Annotated in this window: 14 protein-coding genes; 4 read left to right on the top strand and 10 right to left on the bottom strand. The window is 59.5% G+C overall.

Features of this window, described 5'->3' with window-relative positions:
• Positions 1–155 precede the first annotated feature (155 nt).
• The 6 genes from SH410x_RS07650 to SH410x_RS07675 form a co-directional block, all read right to left on the bottom strand.
• Positions 156–1,595 (bottom strand): S41 family peptidase, encoded by a 1,440-nt coding sequence (locus SH410x_RS07650; RefSeq protein WP_473675899.1) that lies wholly within the window; start codon positions 1,593–1,595, stop codon positions 156–158.
• 136 nt (positions 1,596–1,731) lie between these two features.
• Positions 1,732–2,529, bottom strand: coding sequence for a type I methionyl aminopeptidase (gene map / locus SH410x_RS07655; protein WP_473675900.1), 798 nt, complete (start codon positions 2,527–2,529; stop codon positions 1,732–1,734).
• A 58-nt stretch (positions 2,530–2,587) separates the two neighbouring features.
• Positions 2,588–4,465, bottom strand: a complete 1,878-nt coding sequence (locus tag SH410x_RS07660) for an Hsp70 family protein (RefSeq protein WP_473675901.1) — start codon at positions 4,463–4,465, stop codon at positions 2,588–2,590.
• On the bottom strand, positions 4,462–4,944 hold the full coding sequence (gene bcp, locus SH410x_RS07665; protein ID WP_473675903.1) for a thioredoxin-dependent thiol peroxidase: 483 nt from the start codon (positions 4,942–4,944) through the stop codon (positions 4,462–4,464). Before bcp ends, SH410x_RS07660 begins: the two co-directional genes overlap by 4 nt.
• Positions 4,945–5,081: 137 nt before the next feature.
• Entirely contained in the window at positions 5,082–6,272 is a 1,191-nt protein-coding gene (tilS, locus tag SH410x_RS07670) for a tRNA lysidine(34) synthetase TilS (RefSeq protein ID WP_473675904.1), read from the bottom strand.
• Between the two features lie 216 nt (positions 6,273–6,488).
• Complete coding sequence (locus SH410x_RS07675; RefSeq protein ID WP_473675905.1) at positions 6,489–6,764, bottom strand: hypothetical protein; 276 nt, start codon at positions 6,762–6,764, stop codon at positions 6,489–6,491.
• Positions 6,765–6,943: 179 nt separating this feature from the next.
• Here SH410x_RS07675 and SH410x_RS07680 point away from each other — a divergent pair, with 179 nt between their 5' ends.
• Positions 6,944–7,807 (top strand): sensor histidine kinase, encoded by an 864-nt coding sequence (locus SH410x_RS07680; RefSeq protein ID WP_473675906.1) that lies wholly within the window; start codon positions 6,944–6,946, stop codon positions 7,805–7,807.
• Positions 7,807–8,655 (top strand): bifunctional hydroxymethylpyrimidine kinase/phosphomethylpyrimidine kinase, encoded by an 849-nt coding sequence (gene thiD / locus SH410x_RS07685; protein ID WP_473675907.1) that lies wholly within the window; start codon positions 7,807–7,809, stop codon positions 8,653–8,655. The genes SH410x_RS07680 and thiD overlap by 1 nt, the downstream gene beginning before the upstream one ends.
• 36 nt (positions 8,656–8,691) lie before the next feature.
• On the opposite strand, the gene SH410x_RS07690 is transcribed toward thiD, so the two are convergent.
• The 3 genes from SH410x_RS07690 to SH410x_RS07700 form a co-directional block, all read right to left on the bottom strand.
• Complete coding sequence (locus SH410x_RS07690; protein ID WP_473675908.1) at positions 8,692–9,525, bottom strand: hypothetical protein; 834 nt, start codon at positions 9,523–9,525, stop codon at positions 8,692–8,694.
• 55 nt (positions 9,526–9,580) lie between these two features.
• Positions 9,581–10,876 carry a lipid-A-disaccharide synthase gene (locus tag SH410x_RS07695; protein WP_473675909.1) on the bottom strand — a complete coding sequence of 432 codons (1,296 nt, stop codon included), beginning with the start codon at positions 10,874–10,876 and terminating at the stop codon, positions 9,581–9,583.
• A 175-nt stretch (positions 10,877–11,051) separates the two neighbouring features.
• Complete coding sequence (locus tag SH410x_RS07700; protein ID WP_473675910.1) at positions 11,052–12,710, bottom strand: Na/Pi cotransporter family protein; 1,659 nt, start codon at positions 12,708–12,710, stop codon at positions 11,052–11,054.
• Between the two features lie 257 nt (positions 12,711–12,967).
• Here SH410x_RS07700 and SH410x_RS07705 point away from each other — a divergent pair, with 257 nt between their 5' ends.
• Positions 12,968–14,293, top strand: coding sequence for a 3-keto-disaccharide hydrolase (locus tag SH410x_RS07705; protein ID WP_473675911.1), 1,326 nt, complete (start codon positions 12,968–12,970; stop codon positions 14,291–14,293).
• A 618-nt stretch (positions 14,294–14,911) separates the two neighbouring features.
• Here SH410x_RS07705 and SH410x_RS07710 read toward each other — a convergent pair.
• The gene (locus SH410x_RS07710; RefSeq protein ID WP_473675912.1) at positions 14,912–16,297 is read right to left on the bottom strand and encodes an arylsulfatase; all 1,386 of its coding nucleotides are present in this window, start codon (positions 16,295–16,297) and stop codon (positions 14,912–14,914) included.
• Here SH410x_RS07710 and SH410x_RS07715 point away from each other — a divergent pair.
• Positions 16,285–16,473: a hypothetical protein gene (locus SH410x_RS07715; RefSeq protein ID WP_473675913.1), complete on the top strand. Its 189-nt coding sequence runs from the start codon at positions 16,285–16,287 to the stop codon at positions 16,471–16,473. The genes SH410x_RS07710 and SH410x_RS07715 overlap by 13 nt on opposite strands.
• Positions 16,474–16,642: the final 169 nt, after the last annotated feature.

The following is a 16,642-nucleotide window of genomic DNA, read 5'->3' on the forward strand; positions in this document are numbered from 1 at the left end:
AGATCCACTATCCCGAAATTCGTACGTGACAACTCAGTGGGTTGTTCGTTGCCTCTGATCCTAGCGGATGCTTGCCATGGCCGTAAAGCCGGAGAAAGTCACCCCAGCCGCCAACTCTCACTCCAGTTCACCGTTCGCAGTTCACCGTTCGCAGTTCACTGCCCAGCGGTTTCGGACGGCACTTGATCGATCGTTTCCGCCGGAGCGATCGTTTCCGCCGGAGCGGGCGTTTCCGCCGGAGCGGGCGTTTCGTCGTCGCGCGGGGCCGATAGCATTCGCTCGACCACCCCGACGAGCGGCTTGTCGAGTCCCCAAACGGTGTCGATTGAGAGCGGTTCTTCGGCCGCGGGAGGCGTCTGGCTGGGATCCTCGGTGGAGCGGGAGAAGAGGTGTCCGCGATCGATCCCTCTGAGCGAAGGGTAGGATGCTGCTTGCCAGAGGAGCATTAAACGCTGCAGATTCTCGGGTTCCATCTCGACGGTTAAACCCGAATCGGGCGTCACACCCCACACGTCATCTTCCTCGTCATTTTTGCCGCGGTGGATATTTTGGTCGCTCGGTCGAAAATACTTGGCAACGGTCAATTTCAATGCGCTACGGCCGTACTCCAAGGGCAAGATGTTCTGCACCGTGCCTTTGCCGAAACTGCGGGTACCGCCCACGATTGCCCGGCCGTGATCCTGCAGGGCCGCCGCGACGATCTCGCTAGCGCTGGCCGAATCATGGTCAATCAAAATCGCCATCGGTATGTCTTGGTCGACGAGCGTGCCGCTGGTCGCCACGTTGACCTCTTCCAACACGCCGCCACGAGTCTTCGTCGAGACGATTTTTCCAGTCTCCAAAAACATGTCAGCGACCGTGACGGCGGCATGGAGCAGCCCCCCTCCGTTGCCACGCAGGTCCAGTACGAGCGCATCGAAGTCGTTGTCGAGCTCCTTCAAAATCACTTCGAGATCGCCCACCGTTCGATCGCCAAAGCTTGTCAGCCGAACGTAGGCAACCCGTGGATTTTCCTCGAGACGGTACACCCAGGCGTTGTTCTCGTCGCGATGGTCGCCGATAACGGATTCCATTTGAATGGAGGCGCGAACGATTTTCGTTTCAATCTCTTCCTCACCGCGCCGCAGTGTCAACGCCACCTCGGTCCCGACCGGGCCACGCAATTGGTCGCTGACCTCGCGGATGTCCAGCGTCGTAACACCTTCGCCATTCACTTTGATAATCTCATCGCCCGGCAGCACGCCCGCGGCAAGCGCCGGTGAACCGACCAGCGGAGTGATCACTCGCACGGGGCCTTGCGGATCGGGTTGGTCGACATAAATGCCGATGCCCGCAAACTCTTGATGAATGCTGTCGCGAAAGGCATCATAGGCCACCGGCGGGATGAATTCGCTATGTTGATCGAGTTTCGACGTCATCCCCGACAGGGCCGCCAAGACCAATTCCCGATCGTCAACCGATTCAACGTAGTAGCGGTCAATCAGCGATAGAGCTTCGCCGATCACCAGTGCCGTCTTGGTGCGCTGTTGCAACGTGTGGCATGCCACCGAAGCGACAAACGTGATGCAAATGATCGTGAGATTACGTGGCAGCATCAGCGTTCGCCGGTGGGGGAGCGTGTCAGGAAACTACTTGGGGTCACCGCTGAGGATGCGGACTGGTGGTCGTGGATATTGGGAACGATCCTCAGGCAGCAGGCTCCAAAGCTCATCAGAGCGTTGCCGACTGGGCTTAGAACTGATGTCCCTTTTGGGGGCCATTTTTCGTTAGCGTGAGGATCTCGGGCCCGGTTTCTGTCATCAAGATCGAGTGTTCAAACTGGGCTGAGGGGCGTCCATCTTTGGTTCGCACCGTCCAGCCATCGCCCTTGTCGGTCTTGGCATATCGGGTGCCCGCATTGATCATTGGTTCGACAGTGAAGCACATGCCTGGGAACAACCGATCCACCCGGCTTTGCTTATTCGGAAAATGAGGGATCGAGGGATCGAGGTGAAATTGGCGTCCCAGCCCGTGGCCGACGTACTCGCGGACCACCGAAAATCCTCTGCCCTCCGCTTCGGGAACCACACTCTCGCCAATGGTCGCGACCCGGCATCCCGGGGTGAGCGCATCGATGGCCAAATGCATGCAGTCGAATGCACACTGCACGATTGCGCGGCGTTCTTCGGTCGTTTGGCCCAGAATAAACGTCTCACTTTGATCACCGTGCCAGCCATTGACGATGGTGGTGATGTCAACGTTGACGATATCCCCTTCACGCAGCACATAGTTGTCGGGGATGCCATGGCAGATCACCTCATTGACACTCGTGCAGCAGCAATTGGGGAACTTTTGGTACCCCAGTGTGGCAGCCTTGTGGCCACGCTCGTACGTCCAGTCATGGACGAGCTTGTCGATATCAAGCGTCGTGATGCCCGCTTGGACGTGCGGGCGAATGAAATCCATCAGTTCGCCGTTGACTTTGCCCGCCGCCCGCATCATGTCGCGTTGAGTCGAGGAAAGAATGAGTTTTTTTTGTTTGGTCAGCATACGTCGCCTTCGTAAGTAATGTGTTCGCACGCATTTTAACACGTTCTCTCAAAAAAGTTCAGCCTTCCCGGGCATTGAACTCCAGCTTCCAATGTCGATCTGATTGGCTGCTGTGACACCATAGTTCAAACATCCCGAGTTCGGTGACCCGCGATTGGAATCGAACGGGCACAAACGCCCGCTGCGTCACAGCCTGCGGCGCGGCGTCGGCGGGTTCGTCCTCGAGCGTCAATTCGATCGGCTCGCCTTCCTGCAGCTCCTCAGGGGTCCAGCGATCCAGTCGCGTCCCGGGTGCGTCACTAGACCGCACTGTCGATGAAAAGAAACGGAACTGGGCGGGCGTGCCGACGACCACGCCGACTTCCTCTCCGGGCACATCTGCCTCACTGCCCTCCTCCATGCCCTGTGGGGCGACGCACACAGCCCGCAGGGGGCGAGGGGCCCCGGGGATCGCCAGACCCGCGGTTTCGATGCCAATGTAGTATGACTTCGCCGTGCCGCCCCGAATGCGGATGCCGCCGGAGAGCTTGGTCCAGCCGTAGAACGCGGCGCCGATCGCGACCGCATGATCGAGGTCTGCGACCCCGCTGAGCGTTGTTGGCGATTGGTCGAACCAACTCGCGACCGTCGACTGCAGTCGCTCGCGAATGGAATCGCTGCGAAACACGCCGCCGTTGAGCAGTAACTCTGTTACCGAGCCCGCAGCGGTATCGACGTTCAGGTGGTCAGCCAAAAACGCTGCCACTTGTTGGGTGATTGCTGGGTCGGATTCATAGGGCAACCCGATGTCTTGGAACCCACTCTGCACGCTGGCCAGCGGTCGGGCATCGGCGCCGCACTGAGGGAAGAAGCCCTCGACTAAGGTCTCCGCCGCTTCGGCTTTTGAAATCGTGACCGTGATCGTGCCGCCAATCAGTGAGCTACCGCGGCCGAGCACCGAGATGGAGTGTTCGGCAGGCCCGTCGCTCGCCATCAATCGCTCTTTCGCATCGCGGCAGGCATGCCAAAGCGACGTGCTCTGCCAGGGGTCGAGATCATGGCCCAGGGCACGAAACTTTTCCGATGCGAGATACGCGAGAGCCAAGTCCATGTTGTCACCACCGACGAGCAGGTGACGTCCTACCGCTTGCCGGCGGAGCACCAGATCGCCGTCCTCTTCGGCCACACCAACCAAGGTCAAATCCGTTGTCCCGCCACCGACGTCGACCACCAACAAGGTGTCGTGGGGCTTCATTGACTCTCGCCATGAACCGCCCGTCGATGCGAGATAGCGATAGACGGCGGCCTGTGGTTCTTCGAGCAGCACGAATTGATCGCTCAACCCAGCTTCGATTGCTGCTTGGCGGGTGAGATCCCGAGCGGCCGGGTCGAACGATGCGGGTACCGTCAACACCACCTGTTGTTGGTCAATTGGCGCGTCCGGGAATGCGGCATGCCACGCCGCGATTAAATGTTGCAAATACTGCCGCGTGCAGTCGAACGCCGATACCTTGGGAACTTCCGCAGGTGATTGCCACGGCAGCACCGCGTCGGTACGGCCGGCCCCGGCATGGCAGAGCCAACTTTTGGCCGCGACAACAACCCGCTGTGGGTTGTCCGCTGATTGCTGACGTGCGTACACGCCGGCAACGCCATCGGACGCATCGGGAAAGGCTGCCGCTGACCCGCCACCGGGCAGCGTCGAGGCATCCATTTGCAACGCCTCGATTTCGCCCTCACGCGGCAAGTACAGAAACGAAGGTAACGAGAGCAATGACTCAGTTTGCCCCGGGCCGACGATTTGTGGGATCGGTAGTAACTCGATCTCCGGCGTCTCGTCACGTCGCGCTGCGCCGCCGGACTGCTCCGGACCGGTGGGCTGTGCGGGCGTGTATGCAACGACGCTGTTGGTCGTGCCCAGGTCGATGCCAATGCAAAATTTCGGGGCGTTCGTCACGGCTGGGATCCCATTTTCGTCAAAATATCGAGGACCTGTTGATCGTGACCGTCAACCCGCACACGCTTGAAGACTTTGACCACTTTTCCCTCGGCATCGAGCACATAGGTGCAGCGTTGCATCCCCATCGATTTCTTGCCGTAGTTGTTCTTCTCTCGCCATGCCCCGTATTTTTCGCTCATCGCATGGTCGGTATCCACCAACAACGGGAACGGCAAATCGAACTGGTCACGGAACTTGACGTGACTCTCGGCAGTATCCGTGCTGATCCCAAACAACTGGGCGCCGGCCGCCTGGAGTTCGGCGTAGCGATCTCGAAAGGCACAGGCTTCCTTGGTGCATCCGGGCGTGTTGTCGCGTGGATAGAAATACAACACCACGGGGTTGCCAGCCAGCTCGCTCAGTTTGACCGTGTTTCCATCCTGATCCTGTAGCGTGAACGCGGGCGATTTTGTGCCGGGTTCTAAAAAGTCAGCCATGAGTCAATTTTTCAGGGAGGGGTTTGTGGACGGTTCGATCGCAGGCGTGCGTGGGAGACCAGGAGGCCATGGAACACGCAAAAATGTACGCTGGACAACCCGTTTCGTCGACCCACCCGCCCCGCGTTGGACGCCCCTCAAACGGACATCGCCTGAAGACTTCGGTCCCGCGATGCCATTCGTAGAACCACACTGCCCGGCGTCTGAAAACCTTCGATGTGCCCCGGCCAATGGCCTAAGGATACCGCAGCGTGTGGAGCCGTTGGCGCAGTGGTATCCCCCGCCGCCGTCGCACCCCCGGCAGCGTTGGCCGAGCGGGCAGCGGGCTGGGCAATCGCCCGAGCAAGTCGTTCCCAATGGTGACGGTTCATGTCCCGGCGGGGCCAGCCGACGGTGTCAAAGGCGATTTGGCAGGCAGCTATGATCAAGCTCTGCTCGTTGGCGAGATCAGCACCATGTGGCCAAGCCCGCTGAGTATCCAGTGCGTGTCGGGTCCCCGGGCGACGAATATTCAACGTCGCTGGTTGCCTCGCGTCAGCTGGTTCGACAAAGGCGTCGATCCACTGCACCGCCAATCGTGTCAACATTTCACTGAACTGATTTTGATTGTCTGCCGCCCGCGCGAGTGCTTCATCAGCGTTGGGGAAACGCTTGCGAATGAGCGGCAGTACATCGTGCCGGATCCAATTTCGGGTGTACCGCGTCGACAGGTTGCTGGCGTCCTCACGCCATCCTTGGCTGCGGTCCTGGAGCGATTGCCGAATCGCATCCCGCCGGGTGTGCAGCAATGGGCGTAGGATCACGAAGTCACTGCCGAGCGAACTGGCCCGACGCATGCCCGCCATCCCCTGCGTACCGGTGCCACGCAATAGATGGTGCACAACCGTTTCGGCTTGATCGTCCGCGGTGTGGGCCAAAGCGATATAGCGACAACCGCTGCGAGCGGCGACATCGTGGAAAAACTGGCGTCGGTCCTGCCGCAGAGTCGCTTCCGAGTCGATCTCGGCGACAGGCGATGCGTGCCCGACGTCAACGGCGACGTCCAGAGAGATTGCCAAGTCACGAACAAACTGCTCGTCCTCCTCCGACTGGTCGCCGCGCAGGCGATGATTGAAATGGGCGATCCGAGGGGGCGGAGGTGCGCGGTGGCTGGCGGTCTGCGAAACGCGAAAGTGCTCCACCATCAGCAGCGTCAACGCGACGCTATCGGCCCCGCCACTGCACCCCACCACGACGCCGACCGAAGTTGCCGCATCGGGAGGCAATGCAGCGAGGAAATGCTCACGCACCACCCGCCAGCTGCCTGGTTCTGCCTCAGTACGTCTCATGTGGACACCGCCGATGAGGCGATTGGATCATTCGTGATTCGGTCCATTTTTCATGCATCGCGTTGACTGCTTTTCGCTGCGTTGCTCAGGGCCCGAGCCGCGGCAGCAGATCGTCCAGGTCCAGGAACAAAACGTAGTCTCCAAGGCCCCGAGGGGCGAGCGGGGGGGGGCGAACGCTCGTAGGATTCTCCCGCCCGAGGCGAACCACCCTTCTGGTTACGCCGCGCGGGCCGCCAGGGGAGCATGCGGGCGGACATGGGCGGTTTCCTCGAGGATTTCGGCAATCGCAAGGGCTTGCTCGGCCGCAGGTTGCGACACGTCGAGGAATAAAATTCGCCGACCGCGAATCTCGCACCACGTACTTCCGGCGCCGCCGAGTGGTTCTCCACGGATTTCGAATCCATGATTGCGCGCAATTTTGGCCATCCGGCCGAGTCGCTGCAGGACGTTCTCGTCAGCGGGATGGGATGTGGTGAGCGAGTCGTTGCGCATCGGGGACCCTGGCGGTGCGGCGGGAACGGGCAATTCACAGGCGTACGGTAAGTTTTACCGGTCGTTGAGACCGGATTTATCAAACATAACGCTTACGCCGATAGATCCAACGTGGAGCAGCTAACGCTGTTCTCGTTCCTCGCCGCACCCGCCGCTCCTCAAACGTCCATCGCATCATCATGCCAAACTCTGCACCCGCGCACTCCCATCGCTCCCAGCACGCCCCCGCGGTCGTACGCTCAGCGGCTTCGCCAGGGGCGGACGCCACCGTCGATCCCCAAGCGGAGTTGCTCGCCATGAAAGCGCAGATCCGGCACCTGCAGAGTCTCGCGTCGCTCGGTGAGTTGACCGGCACGGCGACTCACGAATTCAACAACATGCTGATGACGGTGATCAATTACGCCAAACTGGGATTGCGAAACCAGGACGCCGCCAGTCGCGACAAAGCCCTCACCAAAATTCTGGAGGCATCCGAGCGCGCCGCAATCATTACCAACACGATTTTGGCTCAGGCTCGCAACCGCAGCGACGCCAAAGAGCCGACCGATTTGGTGGCCCTGATCCGTGATACGCTTGTGTTGATGCAGCGTGAGATGCAAAAATATCGCATCAGCGTCGAGTTGGATTTGGCCGAGCACCTGCCGCCGATCTCCGCCAGCGGCAATCAGATCCAGCGCCTGTTGTTGAATCTGATGACCAACGCGCGTCAGGCGATGGGCGAGGGCGGCACGCTGCTGATTCGGGTCACCGCCGACACCTCTGCGGCGTCACCGCATGCGGCACCGGCACAGGTCGAACTGACGGTTCGTGATACCGGCGGCGGCATTCCCGACGAGGTCCTGCCGCGTATCTTTGATCCGTTTTTCTCGACGAAGGCTGGTCCGGACGAAACGGGTAAGGGAGGCACGGGATTGGGGCTGGCCGCGTGCAAGGAGATCATCGACGAGCACGGTGGTCGAGTCCGGGTGGAAAGTTCGCTTGGACGCGGTACCGCGTTCGTCATCCGGTTCCCCGTCACGACCGCCGAACAAGCAGCCGCCTGATGAGTCAAAATCCAGATCGCGCCGTTTCGATCGCTTCCAAAGCGGTCGCGCTTACCATTGCCGGATCGGACCCGAGTGGCGGAGCGGGCTTGCAAGCCGACTTAAAAGCCTTTCAACAGAATGGCGTTTACGGGATGTCCGTGGTGACCCTCATCACGGTCCAAAACACGCTCGGTGTGGACCGTGTCGAACTGTTATCGGCCGATCTCATCAACGAGCAGTTCGACGCTGTGGTTGGTGATATACCCCCGCGGGCGATCAAGACCGGCGCATTGGGCAGCGCGTCCATCATCGCCGAGATCGCTGCCAGGCTAGCTAACACAGACTGTCCCGTCGTGGTGGATCCGGTGATGATTAGCAAGCATGGGGTGAAGTTGATCGACGATGCGGCGATCCAAGCCTATCGAGAAGTCATGCTGCCTCGGGCAACCTTGCTCACACCCAATCGTTTCGAAGCGGAGTGTTTGCTCGAACGAGAGATCCGCAATGAAATCGATGACCTGATGCGGGCAACCGAGGATTTACGCGATCTCGGGCCTGCGATGGTGTTGCTCAAAGCGGGGGAATTCGAAGGCGAGCAAATGCACGCCTTCATCAATTCGACAGAGCTCCTGACGATCGCGCTCGAGCGGCATGCGACCAAGCATACCCATGGCGCAGGATGTTCGCTGTCGGCGACGATCACGGCGCAGTTAGCATTGACGCCACCGACCGAGCCCATGGAAATCAGGATGCGTGCCGCTGTCGAGTTCGGCATCGCAGCGGTCAACCACGCCATCCGATTTGCGCCGCAATATGGCCACGGATCGGGGCCAATCGAGTCGCGGATGCTACACATCGGCGACTAAACGCCACGTCTCTGTGAGACTCGGATGCGTTTCCCGCTAGAGCACCGAGGGCGCGAAAATGAGGTCGCGGTAGAAATGGAAATTGTTGACATGCCAATTGCCAATCTGATTCTGGTCATCCGGCGTCCACTGCATTTCGGTGACGATTTTCTCCTTGATCTTGCCGCTGGGGTCGAACCAGATGCTTTCAACACGCTCCATGCCGTAGTGCATGAACACCCGTGATGGTTCCTTCAGTTCCCATTGGATATTCGGCCCGGCGAGCTGGATCGCGTCCACTTCCGCACTGCCTCGCGGTTCTTCCTCCTGTGATGCGTTGGCGATTTGCTCGGCCTTGTACGCTTCTTTCAAATTCATGCCTCTGACCTGACGATTGCGGGACTGCTTGCGAAGCTCCGACGCCAGCTCAACATCTCCCTGGCCGATCAGCTCGAGGTACTCACGCGCGAAATACTCGGCTTGGCTCGTCATCGTGGCGCGCTTAGCCAAGGGGATCGTGAGTCCGCCGGCTCCGAAGCACGAGGCCAATACCAGTCCAATCACGGCCGCCGTGGTGCCCGCAGGCTTCGGCCCGTTGGACTTTCGCAGCGCAAAGATACCGAAGGCGATCGCGGCAATGGGCAGTATCAACATTTGCCAAGCGACCATCGCTGAGGCACTGAGCAGTCCCAACACCAGGCAAACCAGGCCGCTAGCACGCAGCGGCGGTACATCGTCCTCGCTGACGACCTGGAAACCGACCTCCGCGCCCATTCTGGGCAGGTCCAATCCGGACGCCGGGCGCGTGGGGGCAGAATGTTTATCACTGGAAGGGGCGGGCGAATACAACGAGCTGCTGGGGGAGCTCGCCTGCTCGGAGGAGTCTTTCATGGGGCCAATAACGACGCGGGGGGAATCAAACTCGCTGATAATAAACAACGGCTCCCTACGCAGCGAAGCGGTGAATGGTTTGCTCTCTGCCTAAACCGGACGAAGAAATCTGCATTTCCTTGCAAAGGAAATCCGCCGCTCGCCCCGATGCTCCTGGCAATCCGTACTGCTCGCGCAACGCTGTGAGGTCGTTTTTGACCCGCCGGTAGTAAAATGCGTCCGCCAGCATCGCACGGGTGGTCTCATGCAAGAAATCGATCGCGGGTTCGACGTCGCCCACCGAAACGAATTCCGGGAAGATTTTGCGACCGGCCATCAGGTTCGGTAAGGTCATGCTGTCGACCCGCAGTACATGGCGGCCCACGAAATGTAACAAGCGGCCGACTCGGTAAATCACCGCCGCCGGTGTCTCTCGAGCCATTAACTCAAGGCTGACCGATCCGCTGACCATCATCGCGCAGTGAGCCGACTCGATCACCTCAGAGGTGCGATCGACGAAAAAGTCAATTGGCAGGTCGCGGTCCGCCTCGGTGAGCTGGTTCCGACACCACAGGCAATGCCGGTCGCGGTAGGCGGCGACGGCATATCGCACGTGCGACGGCGAACGGGCCGAGGTGGGGCCGATTTCAGTGTCCGCATGCAGTCGACGAATCGCCTCCAGCATGATCGGGAAATTCCGCTGGACCTCGTGATCTCGCGATCCCGGCAGGACGGCGACCGTCTGCGTCGGTACGTCGGCTTCCGATGGCGGGCAAGGTGTTGCCTGTGGCGGGCACGGTGTTGCCTGGGGCGACCGGGAAGTGAGCTGCCGCAGGGCGACGGGATCGAGTTTCTGTTCCGCAACGGCATCGAAAAAGGGGTGCCCGACAAACGTGACCGGAATCCCATGCTCGCCAAAAAAGGTGGTTTCGATCGGCAGCACCGTCATCACGTGATCGACGCTCCGCCGCATTTTTTTGACGCGCCATCCACCCCACGCCCACAATTGGGGCGGACAGTAGTAGTAAACGGGGATGCCGTACTTCTTAGCTCGCCGGGCAATGTGCCAATTGAATCCCGGAAAATCGACCAGCACGACCGCGTCGACGCTACCGCTGGCGAATACTTCCTCAGCTTGATCGGCAAAGCGAAAGAACTCGCGGAGTTTGGGCAGCACTTCGACCAGACCCACGACGGCGTGCTGAGTCAGGTCGAGCTCGACGGAGCACCCTGCCTGCCGCATTTTCGGACCACCGAAACCGCGGCATTGCAGCGATTCCGATCCGGCCCGTCCAGTCAATTCACTAATCAAACGGGCGGCATGTTGATCGCCACTGGGCTCACCAACGGAAAAAAAGAGCGTTTTTGTCACTGCGTATGCCTTCGCCGGTTCAAATTGCGTTGGGTCCCGAGCACTCCAGTCCGACACCAACCACGGCCGATATGAGCTCCGTCGGCAGCCCCATCGATAGCGGCCGCCAAGGCGATTGGCTTGGGGAAACAGGTCTAGGGGTAACGCAATTGCCGCCGCCGCCGCAAGTCAAATTTTACCGTTCGATCGTGATTGTCTCGGCAACGTTGTGAGCGTGGTCGCGGACGCGAATGTACGCATTCAGGGCCGCCATGAATGCGACGCTTACCGCCGGCGGCATCGAAGCGTTGGATAATTCGTCGAGATGTTTTCGCCGCAACGCCTTGACCTCCGCGCGAATTCGCTTCCAAGCCGCTTCCGAGGCGACCTCGATATTCCGGTCTCCCTTGATCAATGCCTGGTGAATCGCCGCCACGTATTGGCTGACCAAGCGGTTGAGTCGCCCCAGATCCTCACGCTGCTCGGCTGTGAAGCGGAGTCCATCGCGGCGTAGTTTGCGATCAAATTTGTCGAGATTGACGATGTAGTCGCTGATGCTCTCGTATTCATCGGCGACTCTTAATTGTTGCCCCCCCTCCTCGGCCGTCGAATGCGACACGTTCGCGGCCATCAGCCCGGTGACAAATTCGGCCACCTCGTCCTGAACCGAATCGAGCACCCGTTCACGCTGTTTGAGGCGATCCCCCAACGCTTTGTCGGGCTCCTCCTGGTTCATCAACTCCAGGCACCAATCGAGCATCTTCAAACAACCGTCGCCCATCTTGAGGATCTCTTTGCGAGACTGTTCCAATGCCAGCAAGGGGGTTTCCAAAATGCGAATATCCAGGTCCGTCAAACGCGGCTTCTCTTTGAATGGCCGCCCCGGCACGATCCGCTCGAGCAATTTGACAATCGGACCGACCAATGGCATGAACAACAGCGTGTTGGCGACGTTGAAGACGCTATGTGTCGCGGCGATTGCCGCGACCGTATGGGGATACGTTTTGACGCCATTGACCATCACCATCTCGGTCACGTCAGAACCGACGATGCTCTGAATCAGTTTGATGTACCAAGCAAAGATCAGCGTGATCCAAAAGACGCCGACGAGGTTGAAAATGACGTGAAAATAGGCCGCTCGCCGCGCGTTGGTGGTCGCACCCAATGACGCCAGTAACGCCGTGATCGTGGTGCCGATGTTCTCGCCGAGAATCAGTGCTGCTGCCGTTGGGTAGCTAATCACGCCCTGTGTCGCCAGCGAAATCGTGATCCCCAGCGTCGCCGAGGAGGACTGCACCAGGGTCGTCATGATGCATCCCACCATGGCGCATTTCAGCACTCCCAAGTAAGTGTCGGCATTGAACCTCGCAAACCAGGCTTCGAAATCCGGGATTTCTTTGATGATCGCACAGGCGTCCTTCATGATTTCCAGACCGAAGAAAACCATGCCGATGCCCATCAGGAACATGGCCCAATAACGCCACCGATCACTGCGGGCAAAGAGGTACGTGAACGCGGCGCCACCGAGCAACGGCAAGCCGTACTTGCCCACCTTCAGAACGAGAATCCACCCCGTGATGGTAGTGCCGATATTGGCACCCATGATCACACCCACGCCTTGAGAGAGTGCCATCACCCCGCTGTTGACGAATCCAACGACCATCACCGTCGTGATTGAGCTCGATTGGACAATGCAGGTGACCAGAACACCGACCGTGGTCGCAAACAAGCGATTTTGCGTGATCGATCCGATCAAACGCCGCAGACTGTTGCCCGCCACCGCCTGCATCCCGTCGGACATGTTTTTCATGCCCAGTAGGAAAATGCCGAGCCCACCGACCAGCTCGAAAATCATGTTGAGAAGTATTGGGAATTCCAAAGCATCGTCGTTTCATTGAGAGGAGCGGTGGCGACGTCTGGAGCCAGACGCAGCGGATTTTAAGCGAACCTAGCGTCATTGCAACTCATTGCTAGCAAAAAAGATCGGTGAACCTGCTCTATTGCCCTGGCCCCCAGAGGTGGGCGCTTTATCTCGCGTAGCTACCGAGTATAGTATGCTCTTCAAGAACGCCCGCCCCCTGATTCCCACCCCTCTCCCCCCTTGAGCTATCTATGAAAACTCGTGTCTCTCTGTCACTCGCCACTTGCCTAGCGGGACTCGGCCTCCTGCTGGTCCCGACGAACGGTCATGCCGATGACGCCGCCTCCGCTGGCACCCAGGTGCTGTTCAACGGAAAAAACCTGGACGGCTGGCATGGTCAGCCCCACTTCGACCCCTACAAACTCGAAGAAATGCCCGCCGACGAACGAGCGGCGAAGATCGAAGAGTGGACCACCGAAGCCCGCGAGCACTGGACTGTGGATGGTGACGAACTCGTCAACGACGGCTATGGCCCCTATTTGACGACCGACGGCGAATTCGAAGATTACGAACTCGAGCTCGAATACAAAACTGTTCCCAAGGCCGACAGCGGGATCTACCTCAAAGGCACCCCTCAGGTCCAGATTTGGGATTCCACGGAAGAGGCCAAATTCGCGATCGGTGCCAACCTCGGCAGCGGTGCGTTGTGGAACAATTCACCAGGCAAGCCTGGCAAGGATCCCTTGGTACTCGCCGATCGCCCCTTTGGCGAGTGGAACAAAGTTCGCGTCGTCCAGGTTGGCGCCCGCACCAGCGTTTGGTTGAACGACAAACAGGTCGTCGACAAAGCCATCATGGAAAACTACTGGCGGCGAGATGAGCCCCTTCGCCCGCGTGGCCCAATCCAACTGCAAACCCACGGCGGCGAAATTCGCTGGCGCAACATCGCCCTCCGCGAACTCGATACGAAAGAGGCCAACGAATTTTTGGCCGATCGCGACACCGATGGCTTCACCTCGCTGACCGACGGCAAAACACTCGATGGATGGATCGGCGCTGTGGACGACTACGAAGTCACCCCGGAAGGTTCGATTCAGTGCAAGGCCGGTCACGGTGGTAACTTGCTGACCAAGGACGAGTACGGCAATTTTATCGTGCGATTGTTCTTCCGCTTGCCCCCCGGCGGCAACAACGGGCTGGCGATTCGCTGCCCCAAGGGCGTCAATCCAGCATACGGAGCCATGACTGAACTGCAAGTTCTCGACAACACCGCAGCGAAATACGCGAAATTGGACCAGCGTCAGTACCACGGTTCGGCCTACGGCATGGCCGCGGCGAAACGCGGTTATTTGCGACCCGTCGGCGAATGGAATTTCCAGCAGGTTCGAGTCGATGGATCAACCATCGAGGTTGAACTCAACGGGAACGTGATCCTGAATACGGATGTCTCCAAGATCACCGACTACATGGCCGACAGCGCCCACCCCGGCAAAGATCGCAAGACCGGCCACTTTGGCTTCGCTGGCCACAACGACGCCGTCGAATTCCGCGATGTGACGATCCTCCCGCTGAAATAGGCTCGAGAACCTCGCTCGGCGATCCATCGTTCGGATCGCCGAGCATCTCGATGCCATTTCCAAACGCAGCGCATATCGATAACCGACGTTCGGTCGGAACGATGTTGAACGCAGCGAATCACATGCGCATCGTTCTGGGATAGAACCCCGCGATTAGCCGATCGACGCTAGCCCGGTTACCGCGTGAAACGCGGAGCGTTTCGTGAACCGGGACCCAACGCTGAATGTCTAAGTCCATGCGGAAACTTCTACACAGGTGCTTATGAGCCGGGGGCTTCAGGCACCCCGGTCGCGACACCAGATGGCACGGGCCGGTAGCGGCGTCTTGATTTTTTCAGCCGAGTCGCGTGAGCGGCCCCATGGCGGGAGTGACCCGATGCCTCACGGCATTCGGCTTATTCTTGCCGGTCGAAACTTCGGCGATATCAACAGCCCGTTAGACGCGGGGCACGAAAATCCCTCGAAGACCACGGGGGTGCGAGCGAGGCAGAAGCCTACGTGAAGAATGTGAGCGGCAAGCATTCGGTTTGAGCGGTTCAGCTCCAACCTACTCTTTTCTGTCGATCAGCCTCTGCTGCCCTGGAGAACGCTCTGCCCCCAGGCCAACTGCAGGGCTGCTTACTTTTCCCTTTTCCAAATCGCGCCGCCCTTGTAGGTGGTGCCGACTTCGTAGCGAGGGTGTGGCGTGACGGCCTCGTCCATGGACGCGGCGATGCGCTGCACGATTTGGGGATGGGCGTCCGCCACGTTGGTCGTTTCGCCGATGTCGCTGGCAAGATCGTAGAGTTCCATCACGTAGCCCGTTTTCCTTGAGCGGATGCCTTTCCAGTTACCCAACCGGAGAGCTTGGGCGTATTGATTGCCGCGGCAGTGGCCATAGTCCCAGTACAGAACACGTTGCTGGTTGTTGACCGTGCCACCTTTCAGGGCGTTCAACACCGAGATGCCATCCAGATGGGGCGGGGGCGTGGCGCCCGCGAGTTTGGCGAAGGTGGGGAGCATGTCTTGGAAGGCGATGACTTGATCGCTCGCACGGCCAGCGGGAACGGTGCCGGGCCAACGGGCGATGAAGGGGACCCGGATTCCGCCTTCGGTGAGGTCGCGTTTGTACCCGCGCAAGGGACCGTTCGTGTCGAAACGCTCGTGAATGGTTTTGTGACCGCCATTGTCGCTTGCGAAGATGATGAGAGTGCGTTCGCGTAGGCCCAGGCCATCAATCAAGCTGACGATTTTGCCCACGTCGCGGTCGAGCATGTGGACCATGGCCGCGTACTTCTTGGACGTCAGGTCCCAGTCGCGTTGAGTGTAAGGATCGGTCGTGGGGACCGTAAAACCCTCGGGGTCTTCGACTCTCGCAGAGAAATGCGGGAGGGCGTAGGCGGCGTAAAAGAAAAACGGTGCCTCTTTTGAATCGTGGATGAAATTGAGTGCGCGCTTGGTGAGCAGATCGTGGGAGTAGTGTTGACGTGATTCAGTGTTGCCGGTGAGTTCGAGTCGCTGCTCGTCGTCATCGAGGTACTCCGGGTAATAATAGTGGGCATGGTCCTGGTTGAGATAACCGAACCAACTTTCAAATCCCTGGGCGGTAGCGCGGCCCTCGGTGTGGGCATCGCCGAGCGACCACTTGCCCATGCCACCGCACCGATACCCAACCCCTTGGAGGACTTCGGCGACGGTGATGTCGGCGTCGTGGAGGTAAGTTTGATAGTGGGGGACGTTATCGCGGGCGACGGAGTGGCCGTTGTGGAGACCGGTCATGAGCGCACAGCGGGCGGCAGTGCAGACGGAACCGCCGGAGTAGGCCTGGGTGAAACGAAGGCCTTCGGCGGCGAGTTGGTCCAGGTTGGGGGTCGCGATTGTCTTGCCACCGTAGGATCCAAGATCGCCATAGCCGAGGTCATCCGCCATGATGAACACAATGTTAGGCTGCTCGGCGCGGGAGGATTCCAAGCCGGCGAGGGCCGCGAGAACGCTGAACAGGATTGCAACAGTTGAAAGTCTCATTCGTCAGCCTGGGCGGGTTCATCGACGTCGTTTTCTCTACCGGTTGGCAGCTCGGTGAGGCACGCGACATGTTGGGGATTGGATGCGGCAAGTTTGTTTGTCCCACCAGGGTCAAGATCCCGCAGGCGGCTCAAGACGCTGGCGTGTCGTCCGGTTTGAGCGTGTTGTGGGAATGATTGTAGATCACGACCTGGCACACGTCTTGTGGGGGCACGGCAGCGGTGTCGGAACGGGCTTTGACACGGGGGCTGGCGGCGAGAGTACGCATATTCGACGTGTTTTCTCCCGTGGGGGTTTCATCACGACGCCCTCGGCGAGCATAATGAGGATTCGACGGGAAACGGG

The sequence above is a fragment of the Rhodopirellula sp. SH410 genome (assembly GCF_055811895.1).

Excerpts from the sequence above, each read along its gene's own strand:
- SH410x_RS07650 (WP_473675899.1), bottom strand. The coding sequence starts at position 1,595 with ATGCTGCCACGTAATCTCACGATCATTTGCATCACGTTTGTCGCTTCG.
- map (WP_473675900.1), bottom strand. The coding sequence starts at position 2,529 with ATGCTGACCAAACAAAAAAAACTCATTCTTTCCTCGACTCAACGCGAC.
- bcp (WP_473675903.1), bottom strand. The coding sequence starts at position 4,944 with ATGGCTGACTTTTTAGAACCCGGCACAAAATCGCCCGCGTTCACGCTA.
- tilS (WP_473675904.1), bottom strand. The coding sequence starts at position 6,272 with ATGAGACGTACTGAGGCAGAACCAGGCAGCTGGCGGGTGGTGCGTGAG.
- SH410x_RS07675 (WP_473675905.1), bottom strand. The coding sequence starts at position 6,764 with ATGCGCAACGACTCGCTCACCACATCCCATCCCGCTGACGAGAACGTC.
- SH410x_RS07680 (WP_473675906.1), top strand. The coding sequence starts at position 6,944 with ATGCCAAACTCTGCACCCGCGCACTCCCATCGCTCCCAGCACGCCCCC.
- thiD (WP_473675907.1), top strand. The coding sequence starts at position 7,807 with ATGAGTCAAAATCCAGATCGCGCCGTTTCGATCGCTTCCAAAGCGGTC.
- SH410x_RS07690 (WP_473675908.1), bottom strand. The coding sequence starts at position 9,525 with ATGAAAGACTCCTCCGAGCAGGCGAGCTCCCCCAGCAGCTCGTTGTAT.
- SH410x_RS07700 (WP_473675910.1), bottom strand. The coding sequence starts at position 12,710 with ATGATTTTCGAGCTGGTCGGTGGGCTCGGCATTTTCCTACTGGGCATG.
- SH410x_RS07705 (WP_473675911.1), top strand. The coding sequence starts at position 12,968 with ATGAAAACTCGTGTCTCTCTGTCACTCGCCACTTGCCTAGCGGGACTC.
- SH410x_RS07710 (WP_473675912.1), bottom strand. The coding sequence starts at position 16,297 with ATGAGACTTTCAACTGTTGCAATCCTGTTCAGCGTTCTCGCGGCCCTC.